This window comes from Escherichia sp. E4742 (assembly GCF_005843885.1).
Classification (GTDB): Bacteria; Pseudomonadota; Gammaproteobacteria; order Enterobacterales; family Enterobacteriaceae; genus Escherichia.
The window spans coordinates 2,362,850-2,377,064 of sequence record NZ_CP040443.1 but is presented as its reverse complement, the minus strand read 5'-3'; the positions used below and the strand labels follow the sequence as shown (position 1 = coordinate 2,377,064).

General features: G+C 51.2%; 12 protein-coding genes. 2 read left to right on the top strand and 10 right to left on the bottom strand.

The window, feature by feature from the left end; genetic code table 11:
- Positions 1 to 89: 89 nt before the first annotated feature.
- Positions 90 to 1,190: a tRNA (uridine(54)-C5)-methyltransferase TrmA gene (gene trmA, locus FEM44_RS11560; protein WP_135523473.1), complete on the top strand. Its 1,101-nt coding sequence runs from the start codon at positions 90 to 92 to the stop codon at positions 1,188 to 1,190.
- A 39-nt stretch (positions 1,191 to 1,229) separates the two neighbouring features.
- Here the strand turns inward: trmA and FEM44_RS11555 are convergent, their stop codons facing one another.
- The 4 genes from FEM44_RS11555 to FEM44_RS11540 form a co-directional block, all read right to left on the bottom strand.
- Positions 1,230 to 1,589: a YijD family membrane protein gene (locus FEM44_RS11555; RefSeq protein WP_135523472.1), complete on the bottom strand. Its 360-nt coding sequence runs from the start codon at positions 1,587 to 1,589 to the stop codon at positions 1,230 to 1,232.
- The gene (fabR, locus tag FEM44_RS11550) at positions 1,589 to 2,239 is read right to left on the bottom strand and encodes an HTH-type transcriptional repressor FabR (protein WP_001309117.1); all 651 of its coding nucleotides are present in this window, start codon (positions 2,237 to 2,239) and stop codon (positions 1,589 to 1,591) included. Before fabR ends, FEM44_RS11555 begins: the two co-directional genes overlap by 1 nt.
- A 103-nt stretch (positions 2,240 to 2,342) precedes the next feature.
- Positions 2,343 to 3,659, bottom strand: a complete 1,317-nt coding sequence (locus FEM44_RS11545) for a citrate-proton symporter (protein WP_135523471.1) — start codon at positions 3,657 to 3,659, stop codon at positions 2,343 to 2,345.
- Positions 3,660 to 3,701: 42 nt separating this feature from the next.
- Positions 3,702 to 4,868: a M20 aminoacylase family protein gene (locus FEM44_RS11540; protein ID WP_135523470.1), complete on the bottom strand. Its 1,167-nt coding sequence runs from the start codon at positions 4,866 to 4,868 to the stop codon at positions 3,702 to 3,704.
- A 329-nt stretch (positions 4,869 to 5,197) separates the two neighbouring features.
- Between FEM44_RS11540 and sthA the strand changes: the two genes are divergently transcribed.
- The gene (gene sthA / locus FEM44_RS11535; RefSeq protein ID WP_001120822.1) at positions 5,198 to 6,598 is read left to right on the top strand and encodes a Si-specific NAD(P)(+) transhydrogenase; all 1,401 of its coding nucleotides are present in this window, start codon (positions 5,198 to 5,200) and stop codon (positions 6,596 to 6,598) included.
- Here sthA and oxyR read toward each other — a convergent pair.
- From oxyR to argC, 6 genes are all read right to left on the bottom strand, one after another.
- The gene (gene oxyR, locus FEM44_RS11530) at positions 6,581 to 7,498 is read right to left on the bottom strand and encodes a DNA-binding transcriptional regulator OxyR (RefSeq protein WP_135523469.1); all 918 of its coding nucleotides are present in this window, start codon (positions 7,496 to 7,498) and stop codon (positions 6,581 to 6,583) included. The two genes, sthA and oxyR, sit on opposite strands and share 18 nt — an antisense overlap.
- Positions 7,499 to 7,749: 251 nt before the next feature.
- Positions 7,750 to 9,033, bottom strand: coding sequence for an MFS transporter (locus FEM44_RS11525; protein ID WP_135523468.1), 1,284 nt, complete (start codon positions 9,031 to 9,033; stop codon positions 7,750 to 7,752).
- Between the two features lie 66 nt (positions 9,034 to 9,099).
- A complete protein-coding gene (gene manD / locus FEM44_RS11520; protein WP_064530325.1) occupies positions 9,100 to 10,314 on the bottom strand; it encodes a D-mannonate dehydratase ManD in 1,215 nt (404 codons plus the stop codon).
- 512 nt (positions 10,315 to 10,826) lie between these two features.
- Positions 10,827 to 12,200: an argininosuccinate lyase gene (gene argH, locus FEM44_RS11515; RefSeq protein ID WP_135523467.1), complete on the bottom strand. Its 1,374-nt coding sequence runs from the start codon at positions 12,198 to 12,200 to the stop codon at positions 10,827 to 10,829.
- A gap of 60 nt (positions 12,201 to 12,260) precedes the next feature.
- Positions 12,261 to 13,037 carry an acetylglutamate kinase gene (gene argB / locus FEM44_RS11510; RefSeq protein ID WP_130206548.1) on the bottom strand — a complete coding sequence of 259 codons (777 nt, stop codon included), beginning with the start codon at positions 13,035 to 13,037 and terminating at the stop codon, positions 12,261 to 12,263.
- A gap of 7 nt (positions 13,038 to 13,044) precedes the next feature.
- Positions 13,045 to 14,049 (bottom strand): N-acetyl-gamma-glutamyl-phosphate reductase, encoded by a 1,005-nt coding sequence (gene argC / locus FEM44_RS11505; protein WP_135523466.1) that lies wholly within the window; start codon positions 14,047 to 14,049, stop codon positions 13,045 to 13,047.
- Positions 14,050 to 14,215: the final 166 nt, after the last annotated feature.

Genomic DNA, 14,215 nt, shown 5'->3' with positions numbered 1-14,215 from the left:
GTAGTTCACAAATAGGAATTCATCAAGATCTGGACATCTGATGAGCAATCCCTACAATCGCCGCGTACTTTAATTTTTCAGGATACATCATGACCCCCGAACACCTTCCAACAGAACAGTATGAAGCGCAGTTAGCCGAAAAAGTGGTACGTTTGCAAAGTATGATGGCACCGTTTTCTGACCTGGTTCCGGAAGTGTTTCGCTCGCCGGTCAGCCATTACCGGATGCGTGCGGAGTTCCGCATCTGGCACGATGGCGATGACCTGTACCACATCATTTTCGATCAACAAACCAAAAGCCGTATCCGCGTGGATAGCTTCCCCGCCGCCAGTGAACTCATCAACCAGTTGATGACGGCGATGATTGCGGGTGTGCGTAATAATCCCGTTCTGCGCCACAAGTTGTTCCAGATTGATTACCTCACCACGCTGAGTAATCAGGCGGTGGTTTCCCTGCTGTACCATAAAAAGCTGGGTGACGAATGGCGTCAGCAGGCGGAAGCCCTGCGCGATGCGTTGCGAGCGCAGAATCTGAATGTGCATCTGATTGGTCGGGCAACGAAAACTAAAATCGCGCTGGATCAGGATTACATCGACGAGCGTCTGCCGGTCGCCGGAAAAGAGATGATCTACCGTCAGGTAGAGAACAGCTTCACTCAGCCGAACGCGGCGATGAATATTCAGATGCTGGAATGGGCGCTGGACGTAACCAAAGGCTCAAAAGGCGATTTACTGGAGCTGTACTGCGGCAACGGTAACTTCTCATTAGCCCTGGCGCGCAATTTTGATCGGGTATTAGCTACCGAAATCGCCAAGCCGTCGGTCGCTGCTGCGCAATACAACATCGCAGCTAACCATATTGATAACGTACAAATTATTCGTATGGCGGCAGAAGAATTTACTCAGGCGATGAATGGTGTGCGCGAGTTTAACCGCCTGCAAGGGATCGACTTAAAGAGTTATCAGTGCGAAACCATTTTTGTCGACCCACCGCGCAGCGGTCTGGACAGTGAAACCGAGAAAATGGTGCAGGCGTATCCGCGTATTTTGTACATCTCCTGCAACCCGGAAACGTTATGTAAGAATCTGGAAACATTAAGCCAGACGCACAAGGTTGAACGTCTGGCTCTGTTTGATCAGTTCCCCTACACGCACCATATGGAGTGCGGCGTGTTACTGACCGCGAAGTAAAACCCATGCCGGATGCGCCAGCATCCGGCATCTTACCGATTACTCAGCAACTTCCTGCTTACGGTTACGCATCTTCGCGCCAATCCAGAACACCATAATGACCGACAGCACAGCCGGGAAGAAGTTAGAACCGATATCCGGATATTCCGCACGAACCACAGTGCTATAAAGCAAAACGCCGAGAATAAAACAGGCAGCTGCCAGACCCGGCAAGCCGACCGGCATAGTGCGATTAAGATAACGTTGATGCAGGCAGTAAACCGTCAGCACCAGGGAAATAATCGGGAATACAGAAAATGGCACAATGGAGCTAAACAGCGCTGCGAAAGTACCATTAATCGATAAGCCAGCAACTAACGCCAGCAGCAGCGTACCTCTATCTTGATTTGTTTGTTTCATTACTCGTCCTTCACATTTCCCGGAATAATTGCGGTTTTCTCTTGTTCACGGCGATACCAGTAATAAGCCCCTTTCGAAATCATTCGCAGTTGCAGTACCAGTCGCTCTTCTAATTGCCGACGTTGTTCGACGCCGACATCCAACGCCTCGGCACCCGCACTGAAGACAATCGTCACCATTGCTTCGGCTTGCGCTTCAGTAAACGCACGAGGCATATGGTTTTCGAGTTCAAGATAGTCCGCAAGTTCCGCAATGAAGTGCTGAATTTCACGCGCAACGGCGGCACGAAACGCGGCGGAGGTGCCGGAGCGTTCCCGCAATAATAACCGGAAGGCGTTAGGATTATTACCGATGAACTCCATAAATGTGGAGACCGAGGTGCGGATCACACTCCCGCCTTTAGCGATACGCTGACGCGCCTGGCGCATAAGCTGACGCAGCATCAAACCACTCTCGTCAACCATGGTCAGGCCAAGTTCGTCTACGTCGCGGAAATGCCGATAAAAAGAGGTGGGAGCAATGCCCGCTTCACGCGCCACTTCACGTAAACTCAGGCTGGCGAAGCTGCGTTCAGCACTTAATTGGCTAAATGCGGCTTCTACCAGCGAACGTCGGGTTTTTTCTTTTTGCTGCGCTCTTACGCCCATCACGATGTCTGAATCCTTGCCAAAAGTACTGCTGGCACTATACCAGAGAATGAACATACTGGATTGCTCCAGTGTTGTGAATGAACGGTAAGGCAATAAAACATATTTACTGCAACTCTTTGGCTGGTTCTTTCACAAACAACAACGCCAGCATCGACAGCAACGTGCCTCCGCCCAGATACCACGCAGGAGCCGTTAGGCTATCCAGTAACACGATGGATTGCGTGGCGAAATATTGCGCAAAACCGCCGAAGATTGCTACGCCAATGCTATAAACCAGCGCGAAGCCTAATGCCCGAATCCGTTTCGGCAATAATTCGGAAATCAACAACATTACCGGCACACCGCCAAGCGTAGTAAAGCTGACCATCACGAAAACCACCGTCAGCAACATGCCAGGGCTTGGGTAAGTCACCAACAGCCAGAACGAAGGCCAGCTACAGAGAAGCACCATCACACGAGAGATTAAAATCAGCTTTTTACGCCCGACCGAATCACATAGCATCCCCACCAGCAGCGCGCCCACAAACGTAATAACGCCCGCCAGTAACATCGCTGCATGAGAATAGTGTTGAGGCATTGCCAGATACTTCGCCGCCCAGGTGCCATAGTAAAAGAGGGAAATATAGGTTGCTACCGTGCTACCAATAGCGAGTAAAACGCCGTTAATGATAGTCGCTTTATGTTGCAGGAGCAGAGAGAACGCGCTTTCGCTGGCAGCAGCTTTTTTATTGTGTACAGGTTCAGGCACATCATTTTCCAGGCTCAGACGCAGCCAGCAACCGATGGGCGCTAAAAGCACACCAATAAAAAATGGCACACGCCAGCCCCATTCTGCCATTACGGTTTCTGAACCTGTGGCGAACGGTAGCCATGCGCTCAGACCTAAAGCGACAACACCACCAAAGGTCGTTGCCAGCCCCTGGGTCGCCAGCGACCAACTGCTGTAAAAACCGCGACGATTTGCCGGAGCTGATTCAACCAGTAAAGACATTGAGGCGCCGACTTCACCACCTGCTGCAATACCCTGAATCAGACGCGCCAGTACCAACGTCGCCGTTCCCCAATAGCCCGCCGTCGCATATGTCGGCGCGATGCCGATCATCAGCGTACCGAGGCTCATCAGGGCAATGGTGAACACCATCGCGGGTTTGCGTCCGAAACGATCGGCCCAGGCCCCGACGATAATTCCACCAAGCGGGCGCATAAAAAAACTCACGCCAAACGTTGCAAATGCCAGTAACAGCGCGACATTGTGATCAGCGCTGGGCGGGAAGAAAAGCGTACTGATATAGACCACAAAAAAGTTGTAAACGCCAAAATCAAAAAATTCGAGCGCATTGCCAAACGCCGAAGCAAAAATCACCCGCTTACCGCTGGGCTTTTTCTTCACAATCACGCTTCCATTTACGATCGCCGTCATTCCATGTTCCTTGCCAGAAAGTGTTGTTGTGTGTTGTTTTATTTATTGCAGCCAGGCTTCTACCAGTGCGCCCCAGTAGCTGCACGCCGGGACCAGACTTGCATCGTTGAAGTCATAGCCCGGGTTATGCACCATGCAGGAACCTTCCCCGACATCGCCATTACCGAACAGCAAAAAAGCGCCTTTCGGCTGGGCTTCCAGCATGAAAGAGAAATCCTCACTGCCCATCAGGGGTTTGATGCCAAACTCGGCCCGATCTTCACCAAACGTTTTACACGCCACCTGCCAGGCGAAGCGCGCCATCTCCTCGTCATTCACTAATACCGGCGTACCGTTAACATGCGTAACCTCAGCCGTAGCGCCAAAGCTGACAGCCTGGGCTTGCGCCAGAGCCGGAATACGGGTCAGAAGAAGTTGTCGGGTATCGCGGCTAAGAGAGCGGACGCTGATTTTCATCTCAGCACTGTCAGGAATGACGTTAGCCGCCTCCCCTGCAACAATGCTGCCAACGGTAATTACCGCCGCTTCCAGCGGATCGACATTGCGCGACACAATGCTTTGTAATGCGGTGGTGATATGTGCCGCGACCAGCACCGGATCGATGGCTTTGTGAGGAATTGCACCATGCCCTCCACAGCCACGAACTGTGATGTGGAACTGATCCATTGACGCCATTAGCGCCCCGGGCTGGAAGAAAAACTTGCCAACCGGCAAGCCCGGCATGTTATGCATGCCGAAAATCACATCGCAGGGGAAGTGGTCAAAAAGCCCCTCTTTAACCATGATCTCGCCGCCGTTAATCATCTCTTCTGCGGGCTGGAAGATAAGACGTAATGTGCCGTTAAAACGACGAGTTTCGGCAAGATAACGCGCAGCGCCAAGTAATATCGTGGTATGACCGTCATGCCCGCATGCGTGCATTAAACCGGGATGTTTACTGGCCCAAGGCTTGCCGCTATTTTCATAAATTGGCAACGCATCCATATCAGCACGCAGACCAATACTTTTCTCTCCGTCACCCACTATTAACGTGGCCACTATCCCCGTCGTTGCCAGCCCTTGCTCTACCTCATAGCCCCACTGGCGCAGCTTTTCCGCCACCAAAGCACTGGTTTTAAATTCTTGTAATCCCAGCTCCGGAGTTTCGTGGATTTGGTGGCGGATCTCGCGCAACTCTTCCTCAAACCCACGAATGTAGTGTTCGATCATCGGCTATTCCTTTATTCACTTATAAATAATTTAATTAACGGGTTTTATTGATGGTGTAAATATAAATAACGAATCAATATGAAATATTTATATATTTGTTTTATAAGAATATTTAACATAGACAATAACAAAAAAGCACGCTTCGGCAAGATAAAACTATCAGCCATAAGAAAAAGCAATTAATAGCGAATTAATGGATTAAGAAGGGGGCAGACAAAGCAAAGGCCGCTCACGATATAGCCAGATAAATGACGGGGATCAATTGGCTTACCCGCGATAAAATGTTACCATTCTGTTGCTTTTATGTATAAGAACAGGTAAGCCCTACCATGCCACATTCCTACGATTACGATGCCATAGTAATAGGTTCCGGCCCCGGCGGCGAAGGCGCTGCAATGGGTCTTGTTAAGCAAGGTGCGCGCGTCGCAGTTATCGAGCGTTATCAAAATGTTGGCGGCGGTTGCACCCATTGGGGCACCATCCCGTCAAAAGCCCTCCGCCACGCTGTTAGCCGCATTATAGAATTTAATCAAAACCCACTTTACAGCGACCATTCGCGACTGCTCCGCTCTTCTTTTGCCGATATCCTTAACCATGCCGATAACGTGATAAATCAACAAACGCGCATGCGTCAGGGATTTTACGAACGTAATCACTGCGAAATATTGCAGGGGAACGCCCGCTTTGTTGACGAGCACACGCTGGCCCTGGATTGCCCGGACGGCACGGTCGAAACGCTGACCGCAGAAAAATTTGTTATTGCCTGCGGTTCTCGTCCATATCATCCAGCAGACGTCGATTTCACCCATCCACGCATTTACGACAGCGACTCAATTCTTAGCATGCACCACGAACCGCGCCATGTACTTATTTACGGTGCTGGAGTGATCGGCTGTGAATACGCATCGATCTTCCGTGGAATGGATGTGAAAGTGGATCTGATCAACACCCGCGATCGCCTATTGGCGTTTCTCGATCAAGAGATGTCAGATTCGCTCTCCTATCACTTCTGGAACAGTGGCGTAGTGATTCGTCACAACGAAGAGTACGAGAAGATCGAAGGCTGTGACGACGGCGTGATCATGCACCTGAAGTCGGGCAAAAAACTGAAAGCCGACTGTCTGCTCTATGCCAACGGTCGCACGGGTAATACCGATTCGCTGGCGTTACAGAACATTGGGCTGGAAACTGACAGTCGCGGACAGCTTAAGGTCAACAGTATGTATCAGACCGCGCAGCCGCACGTTTACGCGGTGGGCGACGTGATTGGTTATCCAAGCCTGGCTTCAGCGGCCTATGACCAGGGGCGCATTGCCGCGCAGGCGCTGGTAAAAGGTGAAGCCACCGCGCACTTGATTGAAGATATCCCTACCGGCATCTACACCATTCCGGAAATCAGTTCGGTCGGTAAAACGGAACAGCAACTGACCGCGATGAAGGTGCCGTATGAAGTAGGCCGCGCCCAGTTTAAACATCTGGCTCGCGCACAAATCGTCGGTATGAACGTGGGTACGCTGAAAATTTTGTTCCATCGGGAAACGAAAGAGATTCTGGGGATCCATTGCTTTGGCGAGCGCGCTGCCGAAATTATTCATATCGGTCAGGCGATTATGGAACAAAAAGGTGGCGGCAACACCATTGAGTACTTCGTCAACACCACCTTTAACTACCCGACCATGGCGGAAGCCTATCGGGTAGCGGCATTAAACGGCTTAAACCGCCTGTTTTAATGCTTTATCGAAATGGCCATCCATTTTTTCGCGGATGGCCTCTGCCAGCTGCTCATAGCGGCTGCGCAGCGGTGAGCCTGGGCGATAAACCAGACCAATGGTACGGCGTGGTTCCGGCTTAATGCACGGCAGATAAACCACGCCATCGCGTTTACGTTCTGGCGGTACAGCCAGCGCAGGCAATAAAGTGATCCCGCTACCTGCGGCCACCATGTTGCGCAGCGTCTCCAGACTGGTCGCGCGGAAGTGTGTATCTTCATCCGCCCCAGCTTCAAAGCAGAAGCCCATTGCCTGATCGCGCAGACAGTGACCATCTTCCAGCATCAACAGTTTTTCCCCTGCCAGATCGGCCATCGGCACGCATTCGCGATTAGACCACGGGTGATCTTCATAGACCGCTAACAACATGGGTTCATCAAACAACGGTACTTCAATGAATGCTTCGCTCTCTTTCACCAGCGCGAGGATCACGCAGTCGAGTTTGCCACTGTCTAGTTGTGCCAGTAACTGGTGGGTCTGCGCTTCATGCAGATACATTTCCAGCTTCGGAAAGGTCTGGTGCAGCATCGGGATAATATGCGGCAACAGGTAAGGCCCAACCGTGGGAATCAAACCAATATGCAGCGGCCCGGACATCGTCTCCCCTTGCTGGCTTGCCATCTCTTTAAGGACTTTCACCTCGCGCAGCACGGTACGCGCCTGATCCACCAGTAGCATTCCCGCCTGGGTGAATAACACTTTACGGCTGGTCCGCTCCAGCAACATCACGCCCAGCTCATCTTCCAGCTTACGAATTTGCCCACTCAAGGTTGGCTGGCTGACGTGGCAGGAATCTGCCGCACGGCGAAAATGGCGGTGCTCGGCCAATGCCACCAGGTACTCAAGATCACGAATATTCATTATCCATCCTCCATCGCCACGATAGTTCATGGCGATAGGTAGCATAGCAACGAACGATTATCCCTATCAAGCATTGTGACTGATAATTGCTCACAGAAACGGAGCGGCACCTCTTTTAACCCTTGAAGTCACTGCCCGTTTCGAGAGTTTCTCAACTCGAATAACTAAAGCCAACGTGAACTTTTGCGGATCTCCAGGATCCGCTTTTTTTTATTCTACAGGCCCACAGCAAGAGAGCCTGAAAGTAACGGTTACTCAATGCGATCTTTGACGATAAAGAAGTAACACAGCGCACCAGTGAAGGTCACACAGGCAGCGATAACCAACGCAAGATTAAACGAGTGCGTAGTATCCACTACCCAACCGGTTACGATCGGAGCAAAGGAAGCAAAGACAAAACTGCCAAAGTTTTGAATCCCGGCGATGGAAGCCACTTTGGTTTCAGACACCATCACCTGCACCAGTCCCCATGCAGATGTTCCCGCGAAATGCACACAGAACAGCGCCATTGAGATAAATGCCACCGCTTGCGCAGGCGAGGAAGATTGCACGACCAGCAACGTGCCTAATGCCGACATCATCAAACCGCAGACAATAGCCGTTTTACGCGTCTTCGCCAGGTCGTAGCCTTTTTTCGCCAGCCGATCAACAACAATACCGTTAACCCACATTCCGACTGCCGCCGCGAGGAAAGGAATCGCCGCCACCCAACCCGTTTTCGCCAGACTGAAACCTTGCTCGGCTTGCAAATAACCGGGTAACCACGCGATGTAGAGCCAGCCTGTATAGTTGACGCCAGAGAAACCTAAAATCATCCCCCACGTTGTCCGATGCTTAAACAGCGCCAGCCACTCGCTAAATTGTAACTGTGGACGCGGTTTAACCGGCGCGGAGAGATATGTCCGTTCTTCCTCGGTCAGGACAAACTGCGCCCGGTTGCGATACCACGCGTACCAGCAGACCCCAACCAGAATCCCCGCCACGCCGATGATGACGAACATTGTCCGCCATCCCCATGCCAGTTGCATCAATACAAGAGCAGGAGGCGCGATGGCCTGACCGATAACGGTAGATGAGTTAAAAATCCCCAACGCCGTGCCGCGTTCTTTTTGTGCATACCAGTCGGTAATAGATTTCACCCCTGCTGGCATAAACGGCGCTTCACCAATACCCAGCCCAATACGCATAATAATAAAATGGCTAAAGGAATTAACCATTCCTGTTAATGCCTGCATTAATGACCAGAATATTAAACCTGCGCCTAAGACTATTCGTGGACCAAAGCGGTCTAGCAAAATACCGGAAGGAAGTTGTGAAAAACCATAAGACAGAGAAAATGCAGAAAGCAAAACGCCAAATTCTGTTGCCGATAATCCTAACTCGCCACGAATTGCTTCGCCTGCCACACTCAATGACGAACGGTCGAGGAAATTAACGATCCCCGCCATAAATAATAAAACCAACGTCACTGTCTGAATACGACGAATCCGTTGCGGCTTATTACCCGCAACACTACCTGACACATCAACGTCCATTTTTAGCCCCTTGAGCGGAATTAATCGATTTGATGACTATTCAGAAAATAATTAAGCGAACCGTTATTACCAGTTCCACAATGTACCGTCTTCCAGTCGTGCGACAGGAAGATATGCCGGGTCATACGGATATTTCGCCGCCAGTTTCTCATCGAAAGAAATACCCAGCCCCGGCTCATCGCCCGGGTGCATATAACCCTCATCGAAGCGCCAGCTGTGCGGGAAGACTTCAAGCATTTGTTCGGAATAGCCCATGTACTCCTGAACGCCAAAGTTTGGTACCCAGAGGTCAAAATGCAGCGCCGCCGCATGGCAAATGGGCGATAAATCAGAAGGACCGTGCGAACCGGTGCGTACCTGATAAAGCGATGCAAAATCAGCAATCCGCCGCATCCCGGTAATGCCGCCGGCATGGGTAATCGTCGTGCGAATATAGTCAATCAGCTGCTCTTCGATTAACTGCTTGCAGTCCCAGATACTGTTAAACACTTCACCGACCGCAATCGGCGTCACGGTATGCTGGCGAATCAAACGGAAACATTCCTGATTCTCGGCAGGTGTCGGATCTTCCATCCAGAACAGGCGGTAATCCTCAATACTCTTCCCAAAGCGCGCCGCTTCGATAGGGGTCAGGCGATGGTGCATGTCATGCAACAGATGTTCGTTAAAACCGAACTTATTGCGCACTGCCTCAAATAACTTCGGCGTGAAATCGAGATACTTCTCCGTCGACCACAACTGCTCTTCCGGCCACTGACCCTTAGTTGCCGGTTCGTACGCTAGCCCTTTGCCCTTCGCCAGGCCATAGGTGGTTTGCATCCCTGGCACACCGCACTGCACACGAATCGCCTTAAAGCCCATCTGCTGGTGCTTTGCATAGTCCTCAAGGACTTCATCAATCGTGCGCCCGGTGGTATGGCAATAAACCATCACACCCTCACGAGAAGCACCACCAAGTAGTTGATACAGAGGCATATTGGCTGCTTTGGCTTTGATATCCCACAACGCCATATCGATAGCAGAAATGGCAGACATCGTGACGGGGCCACGCCGCCAGTAAGCGCCTTTATAAAAGAATTGCCAGATATCTTCGATTCGACTGGCATCACGACCAATTAATTGTGGGCAAAGATGATCTTTCAGATAAGAAGCGACCGACAATTCGCGACCATTTAACGTAGCATCTCCCAGTCCGCAAAGTCCGCTTTCCGTGGTTATTTTAAGCGTAACGAAATTACGCCCGGGGCAAGTAACAAAAACATCTGCAGCAATAATTTTCATTATTGCAATCTCCTGTGTTGTAAATAGACGTTTCAAACTTAAATTTACGCCTACTACCATACAAGAGAGAAAGGGCGATTATTCAACCGTGATCACATTAAAAACAAAAATTTCCGCCGAGGAACAAGAATATCCTCAAATCTCATCCACACTATTAATCACCATTGTTAAAACAACGCGTTAAATAATCACATAACAAGACCCATTAATCTTAAAAATGAACACAACTGTAGAATTTAATTATATTCAATTAATTAAAATGTGTATTGTTTGATGTATTTAAAAATATTTTAATGCGAGGAACGAACGTAAAAGAAGGCACTGGAATAAAAAGGAATGTGACAAATAATGGTTCTGGTTGGGCGTTAAATTTAAGGTCATCAGAATGCTGGCAAATTTCTGCCTGATGCGGCGTAAACACCTATCCGCCTACAAAGTGCGACACTACGTAGGCATGATAAGCGAAGCGCATCAGGCAAACTCCCCATTCTCAGGGGAGCAAAATAACAAGGTTACCCCAAACGCGCCCTTGCAAAAGCAATCGCCTGCGCCACCTGCTGCGGTGAGACGCCGCCTTTTGCCGCACGCTTGTCGAGGCACGATTGCAGCGACAGAATCGGATAGACATCTTCGCCAATCACCTGGCTGAATTTCCGCAACTCACTGAGCGGCAGCTCTTCCAGCGGTTTGCCCTGACGAATGGCTTCCACCACCGCTTCACCAACAATATGGTGCGCCTCGCGGAACGGTACGCCTTTCGCCACCAGGTAATCCGCCAGTTCAGTGGCGTTCGCGTAACCTTGCTGCGCCGCTTCCTGGCAACGCGGGCGTTTCACCTGAATGCCGTCCAGCACCAGCGCCGCCATATGCAGGCAGTCCAGCCAGGTATCGAGCGCGTCGAACAGACCTTCTTTGTCTTCCTGCATATCTTTGTTGTAAGCCAGCGGCAAACCTTTCAGCGTCATCATCATGCCAGTTAACGCGCCCTGCACCCGCCCGCATTTACCGCGAATCAGCTCCAGCGCATCCGGGTTTTTCTTCTGCGGCATTAATGATGAACCAGAAGTCACGCGGTCAGAAAGCTCCACAAAACCTGCTTCGCCGGTGTTAAAGAAAATCAGATCTTCAGCAAAACGTGACAGATGCACCATGCCAATAGCGGCAGCAGAAAGCAGTTCCAGCACATGATCACGGTCAGAAACGCTGTCCAGACTGTTACGGGTCGCCGAGGCAAAGCCCAGCCAGCCTGCTAACTGTTCACGGTCAATTTCATAGGCCGTTCCCGCCAGCGCGCCACAGCCTAACGGGCTGACATCCAGACGCTTAAGCGCATCCTGCAAACGGCTTTCATCACGCGCCAGCATCTCAACATACGCCAGGCACCAGTGAGCGAACGTCACCGGCTGGGCGCGTTGCAGGTGAGTGTAACCTGGCATTACCGCGTCCTGATTGTTTTGTGCGGTTTCCACCAGCGCCGATTGCAGCTGCCGGTTAGCCGTCAGTAACTCGCTAACGGTATCTTTGCACCACAGTTTCAGGTCAGTCGCTACCTGATCATTACGGCTACGCCCGGTATGCAGTTTTTTGCCTAACTGACCCACTTTGTCGATCAGTTTACCTTCCACCCAGCTATGGATATCTTCAGCGTCGCTTTCAAGGATTTGTTGTGGCCTGGCGCGAACATCTTCCAGCAGCACGTTCAGCGCCTCTTCCAGTTGCGCCTGCTCTTCTGCGGTTAACACGCCGACCGTTACCAGGGCTTTAGACCAAGCCACAGAGCCAACAATATCCTGCTCCGCCAGACGGTAATCAAAGCGCAGTGAGTCGTTGAATTGTTTGAACCGTTGATCTGCTGCCTGGGTAAAACGCCCGCCCCAAAGTGCCATAACTCTGTTTCCTTATTTTGAAATTCAATGCCGGAAAGCTGCGCCTCCGGCCAACAAAACTTAAGCTAAAATCCGCGTACCCATCGGCATACCGTTAAACAGTGCCGGAAGCTGTTCCGCATGACGCCAGGAGGCGATATCTACCGGACGGCCCAACGTGCGCGCAGCATCCAGCGCCGCGTTCACTTTTACAATCATGCCGTCGGTAATAATGCCCTGCTCAATCAGTTGTTCCGCTTTCGCGGCGGTCATTTCGGCAATACGTTGCCCTTTACCGTCGAGAATGCCGCTGACGTCGGAGAGCAAAATCAGATCCGCACCCAGCGTTGCCGCCAGCGCCGTCGCCGCCTGGTCAGCATTGACGTTCATCAGTTGCCCTTCGTCCGTAACACCAATGGAACTGACCACCGGCAGATAACCGTTTTCCAGCAACGTATTGATAAGCTTAGGCGAACCTGGCTGCGCCAGTCCAACATGGCCTAACTCTTCATCAAGCTGGGTCACTTTGACGCTGTCGCCGTCACCGAGAAACAAACCTACGGCCGCAATCTGATGTTTCTTCGCCCATGCCAGCAGAGTTTTATTTGCCGTTCCCGCCAGCGCTCCGGTGATAATGTCTATCTGATCCGCAGGCGTCACCCGCAGGCCGTTTTTCTTTTTCACCGGCAGATTCAGCCCTTTCATCAGCTCATCCACCACGCAGCCGCCGCCGTGGACAATCACCAGCGGACGCTGATGTGACTCACGATATTTCACCAGTGCGCTGAACAGCCGTTCCAGCGCCTCTTCGCTATCCAGCAGTACGCCGCCCAGCTTGATAATTAATGGATTCATCATTGCACCCTTAAATAAGAGACTGCGTTTCCGCATAGCCGAAACGAATATTGGCACACTGGATTGCCTGTGCCGCCGCGCCTTTCAGTAAGTTATCTTCGGTCGCCACAATAATCAGATGCTCGCCCTGAACGGCAAATCCGATATCGCAAAACGGCAGCCCGACGACATTTTTCAGCGCCGGAACGCCTTTGTCATATAACCGCACCAACGGTTTATGCGCATACGCCTGCTGTAACGCTTGCGCGACTTGTGCCTGGTTCACGCCAGGCTTCAGGCGGCAAGTAATGGTTTCGAGAATGCCACGCGGGAAATTGCCCAGATGCGGGATGAAGATGACGTCAGCACCGAGATGCGTAGCGATCTCCGGCTGGTGGCGATGGGTAAAGACGCCATACGGTTGCAGGCTCACTTCACAAAAGCTATTTGAAATTGCCGCTTTACGCCCTGCTCCGCTCACGCCGCTGGTGGCGTTAATCACAGGCCACTGACTGAGGTCGAGAAGATCGGCATCAATCAACGGTTTCAGCGCCAGCTGTGCCGCCGTCGGATAACAGCCCGGCACCGCAATCAAGTTCGCTTCTTTTAATTTATTGCCGCACCACTCCGCCAGGCCATAAGCGGCTTGTTCCAGCAATTCCGGATATTGATGGGTAAAGCCGTAATATTTTTCATAGAAGGCGGCGTCATTAACGCGAAACGCGCCGGAAAGGTCGAACACCACACAGCCCGCTTCAAGAAATTGCGGCGCTAAATCGTGGCTAACTTCATGGGCAGTGGCAAGAAACACCACGTCCACCCCTGGGCTAAACTCGCTGATATCCGACATCGGCTGCAACGGCAGATCAACGATGCCTTTTAGCTGCGGATGCAAATCGGAGATTAACTTTCCCGCATCATTGCTTTGCGCTGAAACAGTCAAAGCGGTTATGTTCATATGCGGATGGCGATTTACATAGGTCACTAGCTCTGCGCCAGCGTAGCCGCTGGCACCCACAATCAGCGTATTCAACATCGGGGCTATTCACCTTCTTATGTCTGGTTGCCAGGTTAAACGTAAAACATTCACCTTACGGCTGGTGGGTTTTATTACGCTCAACGTTAGTGTATTTTTATTCACAAATACTGCATGAATATTGATACTATCATGACCAGAGGTGTGTCAACAGTAAATAATCCGC